Annotated in this window: 17 protein-coding genes; 10 read left to right on the top strand and 7 right to left on the bottom strand. The window is 66.6% G+C overall.

Annotation, left to right across the window (positions count from 1 at the left end):
- The first annotated feature begins 223 nt into the window (after positions 1-223).
- A complete protein-coding gene (locus BMX37_RS09045) occupies positions 224-1,786 on the top strand; it encodes a cryptochrome/photolyase family protein (RefSeq protein ID WP_093665431.1) in 1,563 nt (520 codons plus the stop codon).
- A 62-nt stretch (positions 1,787-1,848) separates the two neighbouring features.
- Here the strand turns inward: BMX37_RS09045 and BMX37_RS09040 are convergent, their stop codons facing one another.
- The 5 genes from BMX37_RS09040 to BMX37_RS09020 are packed head-to-tail and all read right to left on the bottom strand — an operon-like array spanning position 1,849 to position 7,836.
- Positions 1,849-3,009: a Gfo/Idh/MocA family protein gene (locus BMX37_RS09040; RefSeq protein WP_212611419.1), complete on the bottom strand. Its 1,161-nt coding sequence runs from the start codon at positions 3,007-3,009 to the stop codon at positions 1,849-1,851.
- 12 nt (positions 3,010-3,021) lie between these two features.
- Complete coding sequence (locus BMX37_RS09035) at positions 3,022-4,281, bottom strand: Gfo/Idh/MocA family protein (RefSeq protein WP_093665429.1); 1,260 nt, start codon at positions 4,279-4,281, stop codon at positions 3,022-3,024.
- On the bottom strand, positions 4,278-5,132 hold the full coding sequence (locus BMX37_RS09030) for an FAD:protein FMN transferase (protein WP_093665428.1): 855 nt from the start codon (positions 5,130-5,132) through the stop codon (positions 4,278-4,280). The genes BMX37_RS09035 and BMX37_RS09030 overlap by 4 nt, the downstream gene beginning before the upstream one ends.
- 5 nt (positions 5,133-5,137) lie before the next feature.
- On the bottom strand, positions 5,138-6,460 hold the full coding sequence (locus BMX37_RS09025; protein WP_093665427.1) for a Gfo/Idh/MocA family protein: 1,323 nt from the start codon (positions 6,458-6,460) through the stop codon (positions 5,138-5,140).
- Between the two features lie 14 nt (positions 6,461-6,474).
- Positions 6,475-7,836 carry a 3-keto-disaccharide hydrolase gene (locus BMX37_RS09020; protein ID WP_244501491.1) on the bottom strand — a complete coding sequence of 454 codons (1,362 nt, stop codon included), beginning with the start codon at positions 7,834-7,836 and terminating at the stop codon, positions 6,475-6,477.
- Between the two features lie 282 nt (positions 7,837-8,118).
- Between BMX37_RS09020 and BMX37_RS09015 the strand changes: the two genes are divergently transcribed.
- The 6 genes from BMX37_RS09015 to BMX37_RS08990 all read left to right on the top strand — a co-directional run bounded on the left by BMX37_RS09015 (position 8,119) and on the right by BMX37_RS08990 (position 17,714).
- Positions 8,119-8,865, top strand: a complete 747-nt coding sequence (locus BMX37_RS09015) for a FadR/GntR family transcriptional regulator (protein ID WP_093665426.1) — start codon at positions 8,119-8,121, stop codon at positions 8,863-8,865.
- Positions 8,866-9,108: 243 nt separating this feature from the next.
- The gene (locus BMX37_RS09010; protein WP_244501490.1) at positions 9,109-12,144 is read left to right on the top strand and encodes a TonB-dependent receptor; all 3,036 of its coding nucleotides are present in this window, start codon (positions 9,109-9,111) and stop codon (positions 12,142-12,144) included.
- Between the two features lie 267 nt (positions 12,145-12,411).
- Complete coding sequence (gene uxuA, locus BMX37_RS09005; RefSeq protein WP_093665425.1) at positions 12,412-13,581, top strand: mannonate dehydratase; 1,170 nt, start codon at positions 12,412-12,414, stop codon at positions 13,579-13,581.
- Entirely contained in the window at positions 13,578-14,990 is a 1,413-nt protein-coding gene (gene uxaC / locus BMX37_RS09000) for a glucuronate isomerase (RefSeq protein ID WP_093665424.1), read from the top strand. The genes uxuA and uxaC overlap by 4 nt, the downstream gene beginning before the upstream one ends.
- Positions 14,987-16,375 carry a mannitol dehydrogenase family protein gene (locus tag BMX37_RS08995; RefSeq protein WP_093665423.1) on the top strand — a complete coding sequence of 463 codons (1,389 nt, stop codon included), beginning with the start codon at positions 14,987-14,989 and terminating at the stop codon, positions 16,373-16,375. The genes uxaC and BMX37_RS08995 overlap by 4 nt, the downstream gene beginning before the upstream one ends.
- A 28-nt stretch (positions 16,376-16,403) precedes the next feature.
- Positions 16,404-17,714 (top strand): MFS transporter, encoded by a 1,311-nt coding sequence (locus BMX37_RS08990; protein WP_093665422.1) that lies wholly within the window; start codon positions 16,404-16,406, stop codon positions 17,712-17,714.
- 56 nt (positions 17,715-17,770) lie between these two features.
- Here BMX37_RS08990 and BMX37_RS08985 read toward each other — a convergent pair whose 3' ends face one another.
- Together BMX37_RS08985 and BMX37_RS08980 are read right to left on the bottom strand one after the other, a co-directional pair.
- Complete coding sequence (locus BMX37_RS08985; RefSeq protein WP_093665421.1) at positions 17,771-19,147, bottom strand: sensor histidine kinase; 1,377 nt, start codon at positions 19,145-19,147, stop codon at positions 17,771-17,773.
- Positions 19,144-19,812: a response regulator transcription factor gene (locus tag BMX37_RS08980; protein WP_093665420.1), complete on the bottom strand. Its 669-nt coding sequence runs from the start codon at positions 19,810-19,812 to the stop codon at positions 19,144-19,146. Before BMX37_RS08980 ends, BMX37_RS08985 begins: the two co-directional genes overlap by 4 nt.
- A gap of 232 nt (positions 19,813-20,044) precedes the next feature.
- Here BMX37_RS08980 and BMX37_RS08975 point away from each other — a divergent pair, with 232 nt between their 5' ends.
- Genes BMX37_RS08975 through BMX37_RS08965 form a run of 3 tightly spaced genes read left to right on the top strand, consistent with a single transcriptional unit; the run spans position 20,045 to position 22,944 of the window.
- Complete coding sequence (locus tag BMX37_RS08975) at positions 20,045-20,812, top strand: nucleoside/nucleotide kinase family protein (protein WP_093665419.1); 768 nt, start codon at positions 20,045-20,047, stop codon at positions 20,810-20,812.
- Between the two features lie 54 nt (positions 20,813-20,866).
- Positions 20,867-21,613, top strand: a complete 747-nt coding sequence (locus BMX37_RS08970; protein WP_244501489.1) for a nucleoside/nucleotide kinase family protein — start codon at positions 20,867-20,869, stop codon at positions 21,611-21,613.
- Positions 21,610-22,944 carry a lipopolysaccharide biosynthesis protein gene (locus BMX37_RS08965; RefSeq protein WP_093665418.1) on the top strand — a complete coding sequence of 445 codons (1,335 nt, stop codon included), beginning with the start codon at positions 21,610-21,612 and terminating at the stop codon, positions 22,942-22,944. Before BMX37_RS08970 ends, BMX37_RS08965 begins: the two co-directional genes overlap by 4 nt.

Here is a 22,944-nt window from a genome sequence, read left to right as displayed (position 1 = left end):
TCACGCCGCCTCTCGGCGCCGAACGGAAACTCAGGTTACGCCGATCGCCTTTGGTCGGGCTGGGCATGCGGCCAACCCGCAGGTCGCGCATTGTAGCGCAGATGACAGGTGCGCCGCCGTTCCTTGTGACTTCGCCCGGCTTTCCGCGCCGATCCGCCCACTTCTCCGGGCAGGTAGCCGCCAGTGACAGGCACTCCCGGCCGTTGCACCGGGGGCAGCCCGAATGACCACGATCGTGCCGGTGCTGGGCGACCAGCTGTCGCTCGACCTCGCCTCCTTACGCACGACCGACCCGGCCGATGCCGTGGTGCTGATGGTCGAGGTGCGGGAGGAGACGGGCTATGTCCGTCACCACAAGAAGAAGATCGCGCTGATCTTCTCCGCGATGCGCCACTTCGCGGACATGCTGCGCCAGGCGGGCTGGACCGTCGACTATGTCACGCTGAACGACCCGGCGAACAGGCAGAGCTTCACCGCAGAGGTGGTGCGCGCGGTAGAGCGGCACAGCGCAAGCGCGGTGCGCGTCGTCGAAGGCGCGGAATACCGGGTCCGCGCGATGCAGGATGGCTGGGCGAAGGACACGGGGGTACCGGTCGAGATCCTGGACGACGACCGCTTCATCTGCCCGATCGCCGAGTTCCTCACCTGGGCGAAGGGCCGGCGCGAGTATCGGATGGAGTATTTCTACCGCGACATGCGCCGCCGCACCGGGCTGCTGATGACCGACACGGGTCAGCCGGAGGGCGGGCAGTGGAACTTCGACCACGACAACCGCGAAACGCCGCCACGCGGCCTCAACTACCCGTTGCCCGAACGCTTCGAGCCCGACGCGATCACCCGCGACGTGCTGGCGCTGGTGGCGAGCGAGTTCGCCGGCCATTTCGGCGATCTGGAACCCTTCGCGCTGCCGGTCACCCGCGAACAGGCGCTGAAGGCGCTGGACCATTTCGTCGCGACCGCCCTGCCCGATTTCGGCCGGTACGAGGACGCGATGATCGCGGGACAGGAGTATCTGTACCACAGCGTCCTGTCGTCCAGCATCAATCTGGGGCTGCTCAGCCCGATTGAGGTCTGCCGCGCGGTCCAGTCGGCTTATGAGAAGGGCGACGTGCCGATCAACTCGGCGGAAGGGTACATTCGCCAGATCATCGGCTGGCGCGAATATATGCGCGGCATGTACTGGCGCGACATGCCCGCGTTCGAGAGCCGAAACGCCCTGGCCGCGACACGGCCGCTGCCGGAATTCTACTGGACGGGCGAAACCGACATGCGCTGCATGGCGGAAAGCGTCGGCCAGACGAAGCGGGAGGCGTATGCCCACCATATCCAGCGGCTGATGGTGCTGGGCAATTTCGCGCTGATCGCCGGTGTCGATCCGAAGGCGATCTCCGACTGGTTCCTGGTGGTCTATTTCGACGCCTATGAATGGGTCGAGATGCCGAACGTCATCGGCATGAGCCAGTTCGCCGACAATGGCGCCATCGCGTCCAAGCCCTATGCCTCGACCGGCGCCTATATCGACCGGATGAGCGATTATTGCGGGCGATGCCGATACGACGTGAAGACGCGCGTGGGGCCGGACGCCTGCCCCTTCAACGCGTTGTTCTGGGACTTTGTCGCCCGCAACGAGGACCGGCTGCGCGGCAACGGCAGGATGCGCAACATGTATGCGACATGGGACCGTTTCTCCGATGCGTCACGCGCGGAGATCAGGGCCAGCGCCGAGGCGTTCCTCCAGACGATCGAACCCGCCGCCGACGGATGGGCCAGAGCGGGTCGGGGATAGGCAGGGAGCCGGCCGACGCCGACTGCCGCGCACCACCCTGTTCGACGCGGCCGGGTCCGCGCTCAGGCCCGCCTGGCTGGCTTCGCGTGCGCCTCTGCGGTCAGCACCAGTTCGGCCGCGAGCAGCGCGCCCTCCTGATCCTGCGCGACCGATGTGCGTTCGACGAGGTCGGTGACGAACTGCGGGCCGAACGGCAACGGAACCTTGGAACAGTCGAGATAGCGCGCACCCTTGCGATCCGCGACGAACAGGTGGTTGCCACCGGGGCGGCCGGCGATGTCCACATATTTGCGCAGCTCGATATACCCCTCGGTTCCCAGGATGAAGAGCCGCCCGTCCCCCCAGGTCGGCAGGCCGTCGGGCGTGAACCAGTCGACCCGGACATAGCCCGATCCGCCATCGCCGCTCAGCATCATGTCGCCGAAATCCTCGAAATTCGGGTGATCGGGGTTGCCGAAATTCCCGGTCTGCGATGCGAGGACCTGCGCGCGCTTGCTGCCGGTCAGGTACACGAACTGATCCGCCTGATGGCTGCCGACATCGGTCAGGATGCCGCCATTGCGTGCCGGGTCCCAGAACCAGGCCGGACGGCTGGGCGCGGCCAGCCGGTGCGGGGCCAGGTTGACCGTCTGGATCACCCGCCCGATCGCCCCGTCATGAACCAGCTGCCCGGCCATGACGGCGGCGGGCACCTCCAGCCGTTCTGAATACATGATCGCAAACTTGCGCCCGGTCTCCTTGATGGCGCGGCGGACGTCGGCGAGCTGTTGCAACGTAACGACCGCCGCCTTGTCGCTGAGATAATCCTTGCCCGCGCGCATGACGCGGATGCCGAGCGGCGCGCGCAGGCTGGGGATTGCGGCACTGCACACCAGCTTGATGGCGCGATCATCCAGGATTTCCTGCTCCGATCGCGCCAGCTTTATGTCGCCATAACGCTTGCGGAAGGTCGCGATCTGTTGCGGATCGGTGGCGTAGAACGCGGTCAGGACGCCCCCACCCCGGATCACCGCATCGGTGATGCCGTAGATATGGTTGTGATCCATCCCGATCACCGCGAACGGCACGCGATACTTCGCCTCCGGGGCGGGCTTCGCCACCGCGCCCTCCGTCGGGGCGTCGCCGCGCGTGACCGACTGGGCGAAGGCGCCGGCCGCGAAGCCGGTGGCGATACCGGCGGTCAGTCCCATGCCCAGCAGCGCACGACGGTTGGTGTCAGTCACAGGCATATCCCCTCAGATCGCGACCAGATCCGTCGGCCAGCTCATCGCCTGACCGCGGTCCATCGCCTGTTCGCCCAGCAGCGATGCGACGCTGGCATGATAGGCCTGCGCCAACAGGCCCGGCAGCGGCCTTTCCGCGCGGACCGCCTCGCCAAAGCCCTCGAACTGCAGCATCGTCTCGCCATATTCGCCCCAGCCGAGCGACTCTCCCGGCGTGGTCACGGGAAGCTCGGGGAACCAGGTCGCGCCGCCGATCGGCACGGTACGCTTGTGCCCGCGCGTGACGTCCTTCTGCATGCGCTGGAGCGCCAGCACCTTTGCGGGCACCTCCTGGTAGATGCGCCCGAGTTCGGGTTCGATCGTGCCCTTGCTGCCCTGGATCTGCTCCTCGCAGCCATAGCGGGCGTTGTTCAGCAGCGAGGTGTAGATCAGTTTCCGACCGCCGACATATTCATAGATCAGCGCGACATGGTCATAGACCTCCCGCCCGTCCTTCCAGAAACACAGGCTGCCCGACCCGATGACGCGCGTCGGAACCGCGTCGAGGAACCAGTTGCCGACCTGGACCTGATGCGTCGCCAGTTCGGTCATCAACCCTGCGGAACTGTCGCGGTACAGCCGCCAGTTGATCTGCCGATCCGTCGCATCGGCAGGCACCGGCCGACGCCAGCTGTTGTTGCGGTGCCAGCTCGCCCGGATCTGCGTGATGGTCCCGATCTCACCCGCCTTTGCCCGCTTGAGCGCGTTCAGATAGGTCGGATGGAACATCCGCTGGTGCCCGATCTGCAGCACCTTGCCCGTCGCCTTCGCCCGGGTGATCATCGCGCCGCAATCGGCAATGGTGCGCGCCATCGCCTTTTCGCACCAGACATGTCGCCCCGCATCCAATGCGTCGAAACACAGCCGCGCGTGCGTGTTGAGCGGCGTCGCGATCACCACGGCGTCGATCCCGCCCGCGTCCAGCATCGCGCGATGATCGGTGAACGCCCGCGCCGTCGGGGCCAGCACCTGCCCCCGCGCCAGATGCGGCGGGTAGGTGTCGCAGATCGCCACGACGGTGCAGTTGTGCGTCTTCGCGATGTTCTGGATCAGCGCACGGCCGCGATCACCGGTGCCGATCACGCCAAGTCGCACCGGGTGCGTCTTCGCCGGCTCGGCCGCCGCGGCCATTCCGGCCCATGGTGCCGCAGCCGCCATGCCGGCACCCGCCGTGGCCAGCAGCACGCGATCAATGAACGACCGCCGCGTCAGGTCGAAATCCTTCTCGGTCATTGCAACGACATCCTGGATGGCGGAACGGGCATTGCGGCCTCTTGTGAAAGATCGAACAGGAAATTGCGGTTCGGACGCCCGCTCAACAGGCGTATGGCCCGGTCGTCGTCGGCGACGATCAGGGCGGTGCTCATCGCCTCCGCCCGCGCGCCCAGCCGGTCGATCGCGACCGTGCACCGCCGCCGCGTCACCGGAGCCGCGTAGCCGGGCCGGATCATCGGCGCGCGTTCGGGTGCGTCCACCCCCGCGCCGACGGTCGAGGAAATCGACATCGCCTCGTCATTCAGTTCGAGCTCCAGCAAGGTCTGACCGGGCCGCAGGGGATGGGGTATGGCGAAGGGCCAGCCGCCGCCCAGCGGGTGTTCGCCCACCACCGCGATCGAACTCTCCCCGGCGGACAGGCAGGCCGACCGGACGCCCGCCGCCCTCAGCGCCACGCACGCAAGGTCCAGCGCGAACCCCTTGCCGAACCCGCCGAAATCCAGCGCGAGGGGCGTTGCCGCCCTGATCCGGCCAGCCTCGCGATCGAGCAGGATATCGCCCCAACCCGCCGCGCCGAGCCGCCGATCGGCGGCAGGGTCGAACAGTCCCAGCGTGGCGCGATGCGCCTCGTCGATGGTCACCAGCGCCTTGAGCAGCAGCGGGTCGTCCACCGCCGCCTCCTGCCCCGCCAGAAGCCTTTCATTCAGGACGGTCGTCGCTGACGGGCGGTGGATGGTCAGCGCGTCGTCCACGGCCTCGATCGCACGGCGGGCGCCCGCCAGCGCGGCGGGATCGCCCTCACCGAACCGGTGCAGTTCGACGCGGGTCCCCATCGCCGCGAAACGCTCGACGTCCGCAAGAACAGCCATCGCCGTCAGGCCTTGACCTCCCAACCTGGCTCATAGGCGACCGACCACAGCTTCATCGCATCCGCGCTGGCGGGCCTGCCCGTCGCGGGATCGACGCTCAGCACGCTGTTCGTGCGATAGGCCATGTTGCCGAGGTGGCAGAGCGTCGTGCTGATATGCCCCTCCGCGATGGGCGAGTTCAGCGCTGCGGCCTTGCCGCGGATCACGTCCACCAGGTTCCCGGCGTGATAGACGTCCAGCGCGCCCTCACCCACCGTGCCGGTGGTCTCCGACGACGCCGCCGCCATCACCTGCCGGACCGATTTGCCGGCCAGGTCGTAGAGTTCGAACCCGTTGCGATCGACGACCGCAGACCCCTTGGTCCCCAGCAACAGCACGCCGCGTCCCCGACCATAGGTCAGCATCGCATTGCAGCTTTGCCCGTTCCAGCGGATCGTGCGCCCCTGATCGTAGGACAGGTCGAGCGCCAGGGAATCGTACATTTCCCAATCGTCGCCGGCGTGGAACCGCTTCGCCCCCTGCGCCTCCACCCGCGTGGGATAGGTCAGCCCCATCAGCCAGCGCGCGACGTCCAGTTCGTGCATGGCGTTGTTGCATATTTCGCCGGTGCCGTACTTCCAGAACCAGTGCCAATTGTACGGCACCAGGTTCGACCGATACGCTCCGCGCGGGCGCGGCCCCTGCCACATGTTCCAGTCGAGATTGGCAGGGGGCGCCGTTTCCTGACCATTGCCGATCGACTGGCGGTTGTTGGCATACCAGGTCTGCGCCTCGTACACGTCGCCCAATTCGCCGGCCTGGATCAGCGCCAGCAACTGCCGCGTCTCCGGGCTGGAGCGTTGCTGGTTGCCGACCTGCAGCTTGCGCCCGGTGCTGTTCTGCACCACGATCATCGCTTCGCCCTCCGCCGGGGCGATGCCGATCGGTTTTTCGCAATACACGTCACGACCAGATTTCATGGCGTCGATCGCGACCTTCGCGTGCCAGTGATCCGGCGTCGCCACGGTGACGATGTCGACGGCCTTGCGATCGAGCAGCCGGCGATAGTCCCCGACCGTCTTGGGCGCCGCATGCCCCTTTGCGGCGAACTCACCCGCACGCTTGGCCAGCACCGCCGAATCCACGTCGCAGAAGTGCGTGATCTCGACGTTGGGCAGTTGCGAAAACGCGCTCATATGCGCCTGCCCGCGCCCATTCACGCCGACGACCGCGACGCGCAGTCGCTCGTTCGCGCCCTTGATCCGGGCATAGCTGCGCGCGCTGATCGCCATGCCGAGGCCCAGCCCCATGGTGGCACCCGCGCCCTTGATCATCGTCCGACGGTCCATCGCCCCATTCCCCCTCAGAGTTCGCGCAGCTTGATCGACCGGAACTCGACGCGGTCGCCATGATCCTGCAGCAGGATCGGGCCCTGCCTGCCTTCGCCGAAACCGGGCACGCCGGCAAATTTGCTTTGCGCCACCAGCGCACGGAATGCGGGGGAGCCGCGGTCATATTCGACCATCTTGAAGCCGTTCAGCCAATGCTCGACATGATTGCCCCGCGCCACGATCACGGCACGGTTCCAGTCGCCCGGCGGGTTGATCCGTTTTCCGGGACTGGCCGGATCGGACAGGTTCTTCGCCGCGATCAGGTCGTAGAGCGAGCCGAGAGTGCGATTCCCGTCGCGGCCCATCTTCGCATCCGGATGCCGATCATCGTCGAGCAGTTGGTATTCCAGCCCGATCGCCTCGCCCTTCTTGAGCAGGCCGGCATCGACGAAATACTTGATGCCGCTGTTCGCGCCGGGGGTCAGCTTGAAATCGAGCGACAGTTCGAAATCGCGATAATCGCGGGTGGTGATGATATCGCCACCGCCGCCCTCGTCGTGCAGCACGCCGTCCGCGATCCGCCAGCCCGATGCCGGGAACCCCGCACCCTTGATCCCGCGCCAGCCCGTGCCTGTCCTGCCGTCCCACAGCAGTTTCCATCCGGCCCGTTGCTCACCGGTGGACAGGCGATTGGACAGCCAACCCTGCTGCGGCAGCGCGGTTGCCGGCATCGCGAACCGGGCCGGCGCATCGGTGATGACCCGCACGTTCCGAAACCGGACCTCCGGATGCCGGGCGGCGTCGGCGTCGGGGATGGCATGCACCTGGAACGCGATGAACCCGCGCGCGTCCGTGTCGTCCACGGTATCCGTCGCTGGCACGCCGTTGATCCAGGTCCGCAGCCGGTTGCCGATCGCCTCCACCCGATAATGGTTCCAGTCGCCCGAGCGGAAAGCCTTGCGCGCGGCCTCGTTGCGGCCGAGCGTGTAGAGCCATTGGCGCCGCTGTTCGTCATACATCCCGCCGCTCCACGCACGCGGCGACGGATCGATCTCGGCCTGATAGCCATGTACCACGCCGTTGCGGTAATCGGGCCGGCTCTGCCCCCGGATCATCATCCCGGAATTGAGCGCAGGATCGGTCTTCGCATCGAATTCGACGATGAAGTCGCCATATTGCGCGTCGGACACAAGCCAGCTGTTGGTCTTGCCCGGCTCCGCCCGTCCAATGAGTTCGCCATTTTCAAAGGCGTAGGTCGCGTTGCCGCCGGTCGCATGCCAACCGGCAAGCCCACTGCGCGGAGTGACGTCGCGCCAGGGCGGCTGGGCGGTTCGCGCCGTGGCTGCCGAAACGGACGCCTGCACCATCAGCGGCAGGACCGCCATGGTCAACATTGCGAGCCCCTTTGCCACGACATCCCCTTTTCTCTTTATGCCGGGACGGGCCGGACCGTCTCGGTTGGGCCGTCCAGCATCGCCTCGTTCGCTGCCGACATGACGCTGTCGTGCAGCCTCTCCTGTCAGCACGTCTAAATTGTGGTCGGACAACATGCAAGGCGGTTGTAAGGCATTTCTTGAGGCAGCGGCGGCCATTCGACTTTGATCAGGCTTGACCGCCGCCCGCTCTAAGCGAAGTAGGAGGGACGGCGCAGCCGACACCATCGAGCGAGGACAGGAATGCAAGGCGCTGAAGGCGGCGGTAAACTTTACCGCAGGATCGTGGATGCGATCGTCACCGATATCGCCAACGGAGTATTCGCCGTCGGATCGCGCCTGCCCGCCGAACGCGACCTTACCGAACGCTTCCAGGTCAGCCGACCGACGATCCGGGAAGCGATGATCGCGCTGGAGATGAAGGGCTTGGTCGAGGCCCGCAAGGGGTCGGGCGTGTTCGTCCTCGCATCCTCCTCGAACGACGCGGACCAGGAACTGGACATCGGCGCCTTTGAGATCACCGAAGCGCGCCGGCTGCTCGAAGGCGAAGTCGCCGCCGTCGCCGCGACCGAGATCGACGAGGCGCAACTCGCCGAACTGCGGGGCCTGCTATCGGAGATGGCGCAAGAGGACACGGCAGCGGCCGAGGACGCCGACCGCCGCTTCCACATCGCCATTGCCAAGGCGACGGGCAATGCCGTCATCATATCCGCGGTTGCCGATTTCTGGGACATGCGCTTCCGCTCGCCGCTTGCCCGCGAGGTGCTGGCGAAAGCGGGAAGCCTGGGCACCGAGAACCGCATGGCCGAACATGGCCGCATCCTGAGCGCGCTGGAGGCCCGCTCGCCGGTCGACGCCCGCAATGCCATGCGCGACCATCTCGCGCGCGTGATCGAGTATCTGCTCGACGTGACCGAGACGGAGGCCGTCGAACGCGCCCGCGCCGCCACCGACCAGCGCCGCCGCGCACTGGCCCGCCGGTCGGTTTGACCAGCCGACGCTGACGAGATCAGGCGCGCACCGGCACCGTTCCCGGCACGATGAGGAGATCGGGACAGGCCAACCGTACAAGCCAAGACGACCTGGCGACGTGACTGCCTGACCAAATACCTTGCCATTGTCTTCTGCAAACGACGATGATACCTGACGATCAAGCTGACCAGTCAAACAAGATTGGCAGACCATACAGGACGGCGGGACACCCCGCACGGCCAGGCTATCGGGAGAGGGTATTTGAGCCGCAAGAGCTTCGACAGGCGTGCATTGCTTGTCTCGACCAGCGTCGTCAGCCTGCTGGTCGCCGCACCCACCTTCGCGCAGCAGACCAGTGGTCAGGCGCCCCCCACGGCCAGCGAACAGACCAGCACACCCGATCCCGTCGATCCGACCAAGGCGGCTCCCGATACACCGGACGGCGACATCGTCGTGGTGGGCTTTCGCGCCGCCCTCAACAGCGCTCTCAATCAGAAACGGCAGGAAACGGCGGCGATCGACAGTATCGTCGCCGAGGACATCGGCAAGTTCCCCGACTCCAATCTCGCCGAATCGATGCAGCGCATTCCAGGTGTGGCGTTGTCGCGCGGCGATGGTGGTGAGGGCCGCAACATATCCGTACGCGGCCTTGGCTCCCAATTCACCCGCGTCCGCATCAACGGCATGGAAGGTGTGAGCCAGGTCAGCGGCAGCGACATACGCGGCGGCGTCGCCACCGGCCGCTCCTTCGATTTCGTGACCTTCCCGACCGAGATCTTCTCCGCGCTTTCCGTGCGAAAGACGCTGTCGGCCGATGTCGAGGAAGGATCGCTTGGCGCGACCGTCGATCTGCGCGCGCCCAAGCCCTTCGATCAGAAGGGCGGCGACTTCGTGTTCAGCGGCACCGCGCGCGGCATCTACAACGACATCAGCAAAAAGGCGGACCCGCGCCTGTCCGCGCTGGTGTCGAAGAAGTTCGACGACACCTTCGGCGTACTCGGCAGCATCGCCTATTCAAAGCGTCATATCGAGGAATATGCCTATTCGGCGGTCGATGTCGTGCCCACGACCGTCTATGGTCAGGCAGCCCCGGCAGGCAGTGCCAATGCCGGGGTCATCTTTCCGTTCTGCACGCCGGTCGGCTATGTCTATCGCGGCGTTCCGACGACCAACCCCGTCCCCGGCTACACCCAACCGAACGGCGTCCCGATCGGCGCGGACGCCAACAATTGCAGCACCGGCAATCCGCGCACAGGCAACGCCGCCGCCTATGACTATATCATGAGCCGCACCGGCGTGAACGGCCGGCCGGGCGGCGGCGTGTTCCTGCCCCGCCTGCCGCGACCGGTGAAAAGCAGCCAGAATCAGCAACGCCTTGCCGGCACGCTGACGCTGCAATGGAAGCCGGGCGACGACACCGACATCTCGCTCGACGGCCTCTACTCGCGCTTCAAGGTCAGCCGCCTCGACCAGATGTTCGACGCGCGGTCGTTCGGCCGTGCGATCTCCAACAACGGTCAGCCGCTGACCTCCGTCCGCGAGATCGAGGTCGATGAGAACGGCTCGCTGGTGCACGGCCTGTTCGACGGCGTCGACCTGCGGTCGGAGATGCAGGACGAGCGGTTCACCTCGACCTATCGTCAGGTGAACCTCAATCTCGACCACCGTTTCACCGACACGTTCCGCGTCTTCGGCCTGGCGGGCATCAACCAGTCGAAGCTGGACGTGAACCGATTGCAGGTAGCGATCGACTCCAACGACACGCGCGATTTCTCGATCGATTTCCGCGACAACCCCGACATTCCGAAGATCGGGTATGGGATCGACACCACCAACGCCGCGCTGTTCCAGTACGGCCCGCCGCTGACAAACGGAAACCAGCGGGGTCAATTGTCGAACTTCATCCGCAGCAACACGATCACCAGCAAGACGTTCGAGTTGAACAGCGAATGGGAGGCCGCGCCCGATTTCACGATCCAGTTCGGCGGCCAGTATCGCACCAACAAATACACCGCGCGCGAGCGGCAACTCGCCACCAACACGCCGCTCGCTTTGCCAAGCGGCGTCGCGCTTTCCAGCATCACCTCCGTGACGAGCGGGGTGGGCAAGAACCTTGACGGGCAGTTGCAGGATTTCGTCTCGATCGATCCGGACAAGTTCCGGGACGCGGTCGGCCTGGACAGCTACGTGTATTGCAGCATCGAATGCGCCAAGGGCACCTATGGCGGGGTAAAGGAGCAATATGGCTCCGGCTACGCGATGGTCAAATTCAACACCGCGAACACCCTGCCCTTCGCGCTGCGCGGCGACGCGGGCGTACGCTACGTCCATACCAAGCTGGACGTTTATGGTCCGATCACCACCGCCGCGCCGGCCGGATCCCTGTATCCTTCGCGCTTCGTCATCTCACAGGTCAACCGCAGCTATGACGACTGGCTACCGTCCGCGAACCTTGCACTGGACGTGACGTCCAACCTGATCGCCCGCGCGTCCGCGGCACGGGTGATGTCGCGGCCATCCTATGGACAGTTGATCCCGGCCGGATCGGCGAACCTGGTCATCCAGACCGCATCGTTCAGCAACCCCTTCCTGGAGCCGATCCGGGCGAACACCTTCGACGCGGCGCTCGAATGGTATTTCGCGCCGGGATCGCTGATCTCTGTGGCATATTTCTACAAGAACATCGAAACCTACATCCAGACGACGAGCCAGTCGGTCGCATTCCAAGACATCGGCCTGCCGCTGAGCCTGCTCAACGGTACGCAGCTGCGACCCAGCGATCTGTTCACCGTCCAGCGGAGCAACAACACGCCGGGCGGCCCGCTCCGCGGGTTCGAGGTGAACGTCCAACTGCCGTTCCGCTTCCTGCCCGGCGCGCTGAGCAATTTCGGGGCACTCGGCAACTTCACGCGAGTGCGATCGAACATCAACTACGTCATCTCATCGACGCTGTCCCGCACGGCGCCGCTGGTCGGATTGTCGCCCGAAACTGCCAGCGGAACGCTGTACTACGAGGACAGGAAGTTCAGCATTCGTTCGACGGTGAACTATCGCTCCGCGTTCCTGACCGCCGTGCCCAGCGGCTCAGTCGACGCGGACTCGACGTCCAACTCAAGCTCGATCTTCGTCGACGCGTCCGCCTCGTACGCCATCAACGACAACATCAAGCTGATCGCGGAGGTGTCGAACATCACGAACGAGACCAACCGCCTGACCGTCGACACGGTGCGCAAGGACCCGCTCTACACGGCGTATTTCGGGCGGACCTATGCGCTGGCGGTCAACTTCCAGTTCTGAGACAGAGTCTCCAAAGGCGTGGGCATTCCCCAAACCATGCCGATGGTCCTCCACGGTGCGCCGCCACACGCGGCGCACCCGCTTTTTGCTCGCCGCTGGCTGACGCGGCACCCATTTCGGCGCCAAAAAATCACCGAGGATGGTGTTTTGAAATGGCCTTACCACTTTGCTCTATCTGGCCTATCAGCTTTGCCGATGCTAGATTGCCAAGCGAACAGAATGAACACCAACAGGGCCATGGGGCCGGAGAGGGGTAGCTGACGGGTGATGATGACCCAAACGATGCGCTGGTTCGGCCCATCCGATCCCGTGTCCCTGCGCGACATTCGTCAGGCGGGTGCGACCGGCATCGTGACCGCGCTGCATGAGGTGGCGAATGGCGACGTCTGGAGCCGCGAAGCAATCCAAGCGCGGAAGGCGAAGATCGAGGCGGCGGGCCTGACCTGGTCGGTGGTCGAAAGCCTGCCGGTGCATGAGGCGATCAAGACGGGTGCCGCCGAACGCGATACCTTGATCGACCGTTATCGCGACAGCCTGAGGAACCTGGCCGCGTGCGATATCCGCACCGTCACCTACAATTTCATGCCGGTGATAGACTGGACGCGAACCGACCTGGCGTGGCCGATGCCTGACGGTGCGCTTGCACTCCGCTTCGAACTTGAGGCCGCGGCGATCTTCGACCTGCACATCCTGCGGCGCGCGAACGCGGAGCGGGATTACACGCCGGACCTGCTCGACCGTGCCGAGCGCCGCTTCCACGCGATGGGCGAAGAGGCGCGCGTTCTGCTGGAACGCACGATCATCGCCGGCCTGCCAGGCAGCGAGGAGACCTTCACCGCCGACCGGTTCCGCGACGCGCTGTCGCAATATGACCAGATCGACGCGGAAACGCTCCGCGCCAGCCATGTCGCGTTCCTGGAGGCGGTCTGCCCGCTGGCAGACGAGCTGGATGTCCGCCTCGTCGTGCATCCCGACGATCCGCCTTTCGCACTCTTCGGGCTGCCGCGCGTGGTCAGCACGGAGGAAGACCTTGCGACGCTCTTCGCCCGCGTCCCGAACAGGTCGAACGGTCTTTGCTTTTGCGCAGGTTCGCTGGGTGCGCGGGCGGACAATGATCTGCCCGGCATGATCGACCGCCTCGGCGATCGGATCGGCTTTCTCCACCTGCGCTCTGTTCAACGCGAGGCGGGTGGCGCGTTCCACGAGGCCGCGCATCTGGAGGGAGATGCCGGCATGGTCGAACTCGTCGCCGCGATCCACAGGCTGCAAACGAGTGAGGCGCGCTCCATCCCGATGCGGCCAGACCATGGCCACCAGATGCTGGACGACCTGTCGAAGCGGACCCTGCCGGGCTATTCGCTTCTGGGTCGCATGCGTGGGCTGGCGGAACTGCGCGGGCTGGAACGCGGAATCGCGCACATGGCGGCGGGGCGATGACCCGCCCGCTCCGCCTGTCGCCCGATCGCTTGTTCTCCAGCGATCCCGATCAGCGCTCGATCGCGCGAGCGCTCTATGCGCAGGTGGCCGGGCTGCCGATCGTGTCGCCGCACGGCCATACCGATCCACGCTGGTTCGCCACCAACGACGCGTGGCGCGATGCGACCAGCCTGTTGCTGTCGCCGGACCATTATCTGTTTCGCATGCTCTACAGCCAGGGCGTCGACCTCGCGCGCCTGGGCGTCCCTTCGCGCGAGGGGACGCCCGACACCGACCCGCGCGAGGCGTGGCGGACATTCGCCAGCCATTACCACCTGTTTCGGGGGACCCCGTCGCAACTATGGCTGGACCATGTCTTCGCCGAGGTCCTGGGCCTGGAGGTCGCGCTGGATGCATCGACCAGCGACCTGTATTTCGATCATATCGCGGAACAGCTCTTCACCGACGCCTTTCGCCCGCGCGCCCTGTTCGATCGCTTCGGCATCGAGTTCCTTGCGACCACGGAGGGAGCCGATGACCCGCTGCAGGCACATCGCGCCATACGGCTGTCGGGCTGGCAGGGCCGGGTCGTCACCACCTATCGCCCCGACGGGGTCATCGATGTCGAGCATGAGGCGTTTCGGCCGGCGATGGTGCGCTTCGCGGCGCTGACGGGCGAGGATGTGTGGACCTGGTCCGGCTATCTGGCCGCGCATGCCAAACGCCGCGCGGACTTCCGCGCCGCCGGCGCGACCGCGACCGATCACGGCCACCCCACCGCCCGCACCGCGAACCTGGAACCGCGCGAAGCGGCCGCGCTGTTCGAGCGGGTCATCCGGCCCGGCCCGAGCGCCGCCGACGCAGAGCTGTTCCGCGCCCAGATGCTGACCGAGATGGCGAAGATGTCGATCGACGACGGCATGGTGATGCAGATCCACCCCGGCAGCATCCGCAACCACAATGCGCAGCTGTTCGCCAGCCACGGCCGCGACCGCGGCGCAGACATTCCGGGTCGCGCCGACTTCGTGAACGGCCTCAAGCCGATGCTGGACGTGGTCGGCAACTCAACCGATCTGACGATCATCCTCTTCACGCTCGACGAGTCGACCTATGCGCGTGAACTGGCTCCCCTCGCGGGTCATTATCCCTGCCTGAAGCTGGGGCCCGCCTGGTGGTTCCACGACTCTCCCGAAGGGATGCGCCGGTTCCGGGAGATGACGACAGAGACCGCCGGCTTCTACAACACCGTCGGGTTCAACGACGACACCCGCGCCTTTCTCTCGATCCCCGCCCGCCACGATGTCGCGCGACGGGTCGATTGCGCCTTTCTCGCGCGGCTGGTGGCAGAGCATCGCCTGGCGGACTGGGAAGCGGCCGAGATCGCGCAGGAGCTCACCGTGGGGCTTGCCCGCCGGACCTATCGCCTGTGAGGCTGTCGACCGCCACGATCGACCATCTGCCCGCGGACGTTGCCCGTTTCGATTACGATCGGGAGGGGCAGCACGCGGGCATCGTCCATCTGGGCATCGGCGCCTTCCACCGCGCGCATCAGGCGGTGTTCACCGACGCGGCCATGTCGGCGGGCGATCGCGATTGGGCCATCATCGGCGCGTCGCTTCGGTCCCGCACGGTCGCCGACGCCATGGTGCCGCAGGACGGGCTCTACACCGTCACGGAAATGGGCCCGGAAATGGGCGACTACGCTCGGAGCACCCGCCTGATCGGTGCGGTGCGCGACGTCGTCGTAGCGTCCGATGCGGGGCGATTGCGGCATGCGCTTGCTTCACCCCACGTGACGATCGTCACGTTGACGGTGACCGAAAAGGGTTATCACCGCGCCGCCGACGGGTCGCTCGACATCGCCGCGATCGCGCGGGCCGGCAACACGATCTACCACCATCTGGCGCGCAGCTTCGCCGACCGTCGCGATGGGGGGCTGGGTGGATTGACGCTGCTGTCGTGCGACAACCTGGCCGATAATGGCGGAGTGCTGGCGACATCGCTCTCGGCATGGCTCGACCATGTCGATCCGACGCTCGGCACCTGGTTCATGCGGGAATGCACCACCCCGTCCACCATGGTCGACCGGATCGTGCCCGCGATGACGCCAGCCGGCCTGGACGAAGTAGAGACAGCCCTTGGCTTGCGCGACGAGGCGGCGGTCGTGACCGAGCCCTTCGCGCAGTGGGTGATCCAGGATCGCTTCGCCGGCCGCCGCCCACGCTGGGACATGGTCGGCGCACAGATCGTCGCCGACGTCGCGCCCTACGAAACAGCAAAGCTGCGCATGCTCAACGGCGCGCATTCCGCGCTCGCCTATCGCGGGCTGCTGGCCGGGTTCGACTATGTGCACCAGGCGATCGGCGACGCCGTCATCGGTCCGGCGGTAGAGCGGCTGATCCGTGACGAGGCGGCGGCCGGTATCGACCCCGCCACCGGACAGGATCTGTCCGCCTATGCCGACGCCCTGCTGCGCCGGTTCGCCAACCCCGCCCTGCCGCACGCGCTGCTTCAGATCGCGAGCGACGGATCGCAAAAGGTGCCGCAGCGCTGGCTGGCCTCGCTCGCCGCCAATGCGACGCGGGGCCGAACCTGCCCGGAGACTTTGACCGCGCTGGCCGCGTGGTTGATCCACGTGCGGGAACCCGCCGACGACCCGCGCGCCGCAGAACTCGCCGCCGCCTGGACGGCGGGTCGCGAGGGCATCGTCGACGCGATCGTTGGCGAGCATGGCCTGTTGGGCGGCCCTTGGCACCCGACGCCGCGCGACCGGGCCATTTTGGATCAGGCACTGGCGACGTTCGACACACAATAGCGCGCGAAAAGCGTGAGGGAGAGGAAGCGTGGACGGTTCAACAGAGGCGACGGCTCCCGGCCCGCCCCAGCTTCGCCGCGCCGGCGGCAACGTCCGCTGGGTCATCTGCGCGCTGCTGTTTTTCGCCACGACGATCAACTACATCGACCGCCAGGTCATCGGCATCCTGAAACCCACGTTGCAAACCGATCTCGGCTGGTCCGAGGTCGATTACGGCATGATCGTTTTCTGGTTCCAGGCGGCTTATGCGATCGGCCTGCTTGCCTGCGGACCGCTGATCGACCGGCTCGGGTCGAAGATGGGCTATGCCGCCGCGATTACGGTGTGGAGCCTGGCCGCGCTGGCGCACGCGCTGGTCCGCAGCCCCGGCGGCTTTTCGCTCGCACGCTTCGCGCTGGGCCTGGGAGAATCGGCGAACTTCCCGGCCGCGATCAAGTCGGTCGCCGAATGGTTTCCGAAGAAGGAACGCGCCCTTGCCGCTGGCATCCTGAACGCGGGCGCCAATGTGGGGGCGATCGCGACACCCCTGGTCGTGCCGATCATCGCGCTCAACTACGGATGGCGGACGGCGTTCGTGGTGACGGGCCTGCTCGGCTTCGTCTGGCTGGCCGCATGGCTCGCCTTCTATCGCGCGCCCGAACGGCACCCACGCCTTTCCGCGCAGGAACTTGCCTATATCGGCGCGGATCAGGACAACGACACCGGGACCGCGACGATCCCGTGGCGCAGGCTGTTTCGATATCGCGGCACCTGGGCCTTTCTCAGTGCCAAGTTCCTGACCGATCCGGTCTGGTATCTGTTCCTGTTCTGGCTGCCCGACTTCTTCGCCAAGCGCCACGGGCTGGACCTGAAGACCTTCGGCCCGCCGCTGATCGCGGTGTATCTGCTGGCGGATGTCGGCAGCATCGGCGGCGGCTGGCTGTCCTCAGCGCTGATCAAGCGCGGCTATGGCGTCAATGCGGGGCGCAAGCTGGCACTGTTGGCCTCCGCGGTGCTCGTGCTGCCGATCGTGTTCGCCAGCAGCGTGTCGAGCCTGTCCGCCGCCGTCGCGATCATCGGCGTCGCCGCGGCGGCGCATCAGGGGTGGTCGTCCAACCTCTATACGATGGTGTCCGACACGTTTCCGAAAAGCTCCGTCGCGTCCGTCATGGGCATAGGCGGTGCCGCGGGCGCGGTGGGCGGCATGATCATGGCCCGCTATGTCGGAGAGGTGCTGGAGCATGTCGGCAGCTACGTGCCCGTCTTCATCTGGGCGGGGAGTGCGTATCTCGTCGCGCTGTTGATCGTCCACATCCTCCTGCCCAAGCTGGATGTCGCCGCACCGCCTCGGGAGGACTGACGGGCGAATACGAGGTTTGCCTCGACACGAGCCCGACCGCCGGCTCCAGACGCGGCCTAGTCCGCAAGGGCGGGGAGCGTGAAGACCACCAGCAGCCCGGTACCGTCGGGTCGATCCTCCAGCCGGATGGAGCCACCGCTGAGCGTGATCGCCTTTGCCGCGATCGACAGGCCCAGGCCGCTGCCGGGAGAGGCCGAGTCGCCGCGCTCGAATCGATGCAGCAGGCGCTCGCGGTCCTGTTCGGGGATACCGGGGCCCCTGTCCGCCACGGTGACGACCAGACGCTCGTCGGCGCGCACCAGCGCGATGTCGATCGTGCCGCCGCATCGCGCGTGCGACAGCGCGTTGTCGATCACCGCGGACAAGGCGATGCCGAGCGTCGCGGCGTCGCATCGCCAGCGTACCACATGGTCGGGCGTGACGGAGAACTCCACCGCCTCCGGGGGAAGGCTCATCGCCGCCTCCGCCACCGTTTCCGCGACCAGTTCGTGGACATCGACCGAACGGCTGTCCAACGTCGTCGCGTGCAGGCGGGCGAGGGTAAGCATGCCGTCGATTAGCCGGTTGGCACGGTCCACCCCCCTGACCAGCCGGCCCAGTTCTTCGCGCATGTTGGCGGGGTCGCCCCGCGACAGCAACTGCGCCTGCGCACGGATGGCGGCGAGCGGCGTGCGCAGTTCGTGCGCGACATCGTCGGTAAAGGCCTGTTCCTGCTCGTACGCGTCGCCCAGGCGCAGGAACAGGGTGTTGAGCGCGGTGATCAGCGGCTCCAGGTCGGGGGACCAGTCACCGGGTGTCAACGGCGTCAGATCCGCCAGCGATCGGTCGTAGATGGTGGAAGTCAGCCGCTCCACTTCCGACAGGCTGGCGCGCAGCGTCCACCACAGCATGACCATGCCGGCGGCCATCAGCAACGACAGCGGCAACACCAGCTTGCCCAACGCGCGCAGGATCGAGAACTCGACGGTCGCATTGCGTTCGGCGACCACGATCAGCAGCTTGCCGCCCTGTTCCTCCAGCCCGAAACTGCGCCAGCGATCGCCGGTGGCGCGGAAATCGTGCAACCCTGCCTTGCGCGGGAGCACCGAGATCGGCGCCCCCCATCCCGACCGGGCAACCAGCCGGCCGTTCCAGAACACGGCGAACATGCACCAGTCGTAGGACATGCCGAACGCGGTCTTTTCCTCGGCCGTCAACAGGCGCGCTTCCCTGTCGAACGACGCCGGCCCCGGCACGTTCAGCACGCCTGCGGTCAGGTCGTTCTGCATCATCATGTAGAGCAGTCGGGATGCGGTCACGAGTTGGGCATCCGCGGCCCGATCGACCTCGCGATTGGCCACCGCATACAGGATCAGGCTGCTCCCCAGTCCGAACAGCGCCAGCAACAGGATGACGCGCCGGTACAGCCGCGTCGACAGGCTGGTCCGCCTCATGATGTCGCGCCGCCGACCATATAGCCCAGCCCCCGCGCGGTGCGGATGAAGTCGCGGCCCAGCTTGCGCCGCAAGGCGGAGATGGCGACCTCCACCGTGTTCGAATCCGCGCCGTGGTCGCCGTCGTACAGCTCGCCCTCGAGATCGGCCTTGGACACGAAACGCCGGCTGCGCCGCATCAACAAGGCCAGCAGGCGATACTCCTTTGCCGTCAGGGCGACCGGCTCGCCGCGCAGCGACGCGACATGGCCGGAAAGGTCCAGCGTCACCTCTCCCACGCTCAGGCAGTCGGCCTGGCGCCGGTCGGCGCGTCGCAGCTGGGACCGGATGCGTGCCGCCAGTTCCTCCAGCTCCACCGGCTTGACCAGGTAATCGTCCGCGCCCGCATCCAGCCCGGTCACGCGATGACGGGTGCGGTCCAGCGCGGTGATGATGATGACGGGGGTCGTGTTCCTGCGCGAGCGCAATTCGCGCAGCACCTCGACACCGGACATTCGCGGCAGGCCGATGTCGAGCAGGATGACGTCATAGTCGTTGACACTAGCCGCGGCGAGCACCTCGTCCCCGCGCGCGAACAGGTCGACGACATAGCCGTCCCATTCCAGCGACCGCTTCATCGCCACACCCAGATCGGCGTCGTCCTCCGCAACCAGCAGCCGGGGCATCGCGATGCTCCACAGGGATCGGGGCGCCGCACGTCGGCCCCAAGCAAGCGCGATCGACCTACGTCACCCGACTTGCGTCCGTCAAACCGGCGCGCAGACGCCGCCGGCCCATGACGGGCGGTCATCAGCCTCGCATCAGGTTGCCTGCCTACTATCCGCAGTTTCCCCTTCTGGATGGAAGAGCGGTCGCACAGGCACCACCCTTCCGCCCGCGAATCAAGCGGCCTTTCCGATGACGACGTTCCGACTGTTCCACGATGATGCGGAAGTTTTGTTACACCCGACCGTGCCGTCGCATGTCCGGCGACACACTGCGCTCGCTCCGTGCGTGGCGCTGGTCGGCTGCGACGGCGCGGGCAAGTCGACCCTTGCCGCGGACCTGACCGCGCGCCTGACGCGGCATGGTGAGGTGCAGTTGGTGTATCTCGGCCTCGGCACGGGAGACCTCGGCCGGCGAATCGGCCGCCTGCCCTTGATCGGCCGGGTGGCGGAGCGTTTCCTGACGGCCAAGGCGGACAAGGCGCATGACGGCGCCACCAAACGGCTGCCCGGGCTGGCGACCGCGTTGGTGATGTTCGGCTTTTCCCTGCTGCGGCAACGGCGATTCGGCCGCATGATGCGGTTGCGTGCGCGTGGCGTCCTGATCGTGGCGGACCGTTACCCGCAGGCGGAGGTCGCCGGCAGCTTCGACGGGCCGGCACTGTCCTGGTCCCGTCCGGGCAGCGACCTGGTCGAGCGGCTCGCGGCACGCGAACGTCGCCTGTATCAGCGCATGGCGGAACATCGCCCCACGGTGGTGATCCGCCTGAACGTCGACCCGGACACCGCGCTGATGCGCAAGGCCGATCACAAGCGCAGCCTGTTGGCCCGAAAGGTCGCGGTGCTGTCCACCCTGCGCTTCGCGGGCGCGCCCGTCGTCGACGTGGATGCGACCCGAAGCTATGCGGATGTCCTGGACGCGGTCGTTGGCGTGTTGCGTAATCATGGACTACGCGGCTAGCGCGGGGCACCCCACCCGCGTCGTATCGCATATCCAAGGTTCCGAAATCGTCCGATGAACGGCCATGAGCGCCCTCCCCTGATCGCCGTGGTCGGTTGCGACGGATCGGGCAAATCGACCCTGACCGAGGCCCTGCTCGCCTGGATGAACGAGGCACGCCCGACGGTGATCTGCCACCTGGGCAAGCAGTCCGGGAATATCGGCCGCCGCATCGGACGCCTGCCGCTGATGGGTGAACGGCTCGACCGCTCGATCCAGTCAAAGGCGCAAAAGGCGCAGGCGGAGGGCGGCCCGGCCCTGCCCGAAGCGCTGGTGATCTACGCCTTCTCCTTGCGGCGGGTACGGCGTTTCCGACACATGCTGCGCCTGCGGGCCGAGGGGTGGGCCATCATCGCGGACCGCTTTCCGCAACTGTTGCGGCCCGGCCCGATGGACGGCCTGGGCCTTGCCGGCGCAAGGCCCTCTGGTCTGGTGGGCCTGCTCGCAAGGGCGGAGCGCAGCCGTTACGAAGACATGGTGGCGACCGTGCCGGACCTCGTGCTACGCCTGAACGTCTCGCTGGACACGGCGATGCGGCGCAAGCCCGATCACCGCCCCCGCTCGCTGGCGCGCAAGGTCGCCGATGTGCCGCATCTGTCCTTCGCCGGCGCACCGATCGTCGAACTGGACGCCGAACAACCGTTCGACGTGGTGTTGGCGCAGGCCCAGTCCGCGATCGGCGCGCGGCTGGCGACGCTGGATGTCGGAGGGCCCGACGATCAGGTGGCGCCCCCTCTGCCAACGAACGGTCACGCTTCGTGAAGCACTGGTTCGCGGACGGCGTGTTCCGCACCATCGTCCGCAACGCCTCGTTCCTGGGGTCCGGCAAGCTGGTCGGCGCCCTGCTTGGCCTGGTGGCGCTGGCGTGCGCCGGGCGCGGCATGTCAGCGGCGCTGTTCGGGACGCTGGTGCTGATCCACTCCTACGCCAATGGCGTCGGTGGACTGGTGAAGTTCCAGACATGGCAGTTCATCGTCCGATACGGCGCCCCCGCCCTTGGTCGAGACGATCGCGATGCCTTTCGCGACGTGACGGGATTTGCGGTCGCCCTCGATCTGGCGAGCGGCTGCGTCGGATTGATCGGTGGGCTCGCGCTGTTGCCGCTGCTTGCCGGGTGGTTTGGCATCGGTCGCGCCGACCTGCCCTGGGCGCTGGTATATTGCACCCTGATCCCGACCATGACCGCCGCCACGCCGACCGGAATCCTGCGCGTTCTGGATCGGTTCGACCAGATCGCGGTGCAACAGGCGGTCACGCCCCTGATCCGCGCGGTTGGTGGGGTGATCTCCTTTGCCGGTCATCTGGGTTTTCCCGGTTTCGTCGTCACATGGTATGTGGCGGATCTGGCCGGCGACCTGTGCCTCTGGCTGATGGCGGTTCGCGAACTGCGCCGCCGCGACATGCCGGGTGCGCTGGTCCCCCGGTTCGCCGGTCCCGGACGGCGACTGGGCGGAGCGTGGAATTTCGTTGTCACGACCAACATCGCCCATTCCGTGTGGTCGGCCTGGGGTCCGGTCAGCAACCTGATCGTGGGCGCGATGCTCGGTCCCGCCAGCGCCGGGCTGTTCAAGATCGCGGCGACCTTTTTCGATTCCGCCAGCAAGCCGGCCGACCTGTTGTCGCGCAGCTTCTATCCGGAGATCATGCGCCTCGATCCTGCCAGCCGCCACCCCTGGCTGCTCGCGGTGCGCAGTGGGCTGATCGCGGGCGCGATGGGGTTCCTGATCCTGTTGCTGGTGGTGATCGGCGGCGAACCGCTGATCGGGCTGGTCTTCGGCAAACGCTATCTGGAGGCCTATGACCTGTTGCGGCTGATGACTGTGTCGCTGGTGGTCAGCATGGCGAGCTTCCCCTTCGAATCGCTGCTGTACATGGCCGGGCGGCAGCGCGCGGCGCTGGTGGCGGAGGCACTGGCTGCGCTCGGCTACGCCGGACTGTTGTTCGCCATGATCCACCTGTTCGGTCTGCTCGGCGCCGGGATGGCCTATATCGCCGGGGTCCTGCTGAAAGCGGTGGCGATGCTGATCCCGACGCTGGCCGCGTATCGCAAACGCGAGGCCATTCCCTGGTCCGCCCAGCAGGCCGTCGCGTGA

The sequence above is a fragment of the Sphingomonas gellani genome (genome assembly GCF_900110035.1).
Taxonomy (GTDB): Bacteria; Pseudomonadota; Alphaproteobacteria; order Sphingomonadales; family Sphingomonadaceae; genus Sphingomonas; species Sphingomonas gellani.
The sequence above is the reverse complement of the archived record's forward strand: the minus strand, read 5'-3'. Positions and strand labels throughout refer to the sequence as shown.

Bases quoted from the DNA above. Each gene is read 5' to 3' on its own strand.
- BMX37_RS09045 (WP_093665431.1), top strand. From the start codon at position 224: ATGACCACGATCGTGCCGGTGCTGGGCGACCAGCTGTCGCTCGACCTC.
- BMX37_RS09035 (WP_093665429.1), bottom strand. From the start codon at position 4,281: ATGACCGAGAAGGATTTCGACCTGACGCGGCGGTCGTTCATTGATCGC.
- BMX37_RS09030 (WP_093665428.1), bottom strand. From the start codon at position 5,132: ATGGCTGTTCTTGCGGACGTCGAGCGTTTCGCGGCGATGGGGACCCGC.
- BMX37_RS09025 (WP_093665427.1), bottom strand. From the start codon at position 6,460: ATGGACCGTCGGACGATGATCAAGGGCGCGGGTGCCACCATGGGGCTG.
- BMX37_RS09020 (WP_244501491.1), bottom strand. From the start codon at position 7,836: ATGTTGACCATGGCGGTCCTGCCGCTGATGGTGCAGGCGTCCGTTTCG.
- BMX37_RS09015 (WP_093665426.1), top strand. From the start codon at position 8,119: ATGCAAGGCGCTGAAGGCGGCGGTAAACTTTACCGCAGGATCGTGGAT.
- uxuA (WP_093665425.1), top strand. From the start codon at position 12,412: ATGATGACCCAAACGATGCGCTGGTTCGGCCCATCCGATCCCGTGTCC.
- uxaC (WP_093665424.1), top strand. From the start codon at position 13,578: ATGACCCGCCCGCTCCGCCTGTCGCCCGATCGCTTGTTCTCCAGCGAT.
- BMX37_RS08985 (WP_093665421.1), bottom strand. From the start codon at position 19,147: ATGAGGCGGACCAGCCTGTCGACGCGGCTGTACCGGCGCGTCATCCTG.
- BMX37_RS08980 (WP_093665420.1), bottom strand. From the start codon at position 19,812: ATGCCCCGGCTGCTGGTTGCGGAGGACGACGCCGATCTGGGTGTGGCG.
- BMX37_RS08975 (WP_093665419.1), top strand. From the start codon at position 20,045: ATGACGACGTTCCGACTGTTCCACGATGATGCGGAAGTTTTGTTACAC.
- BMX37_RS08970 (WP_244501489.1), top strand. From the start codon at position 20,867: ATGAACGGCCATGAGCGCCCTCCCCTGATCGCCGTGGTCGGTTGCGAC.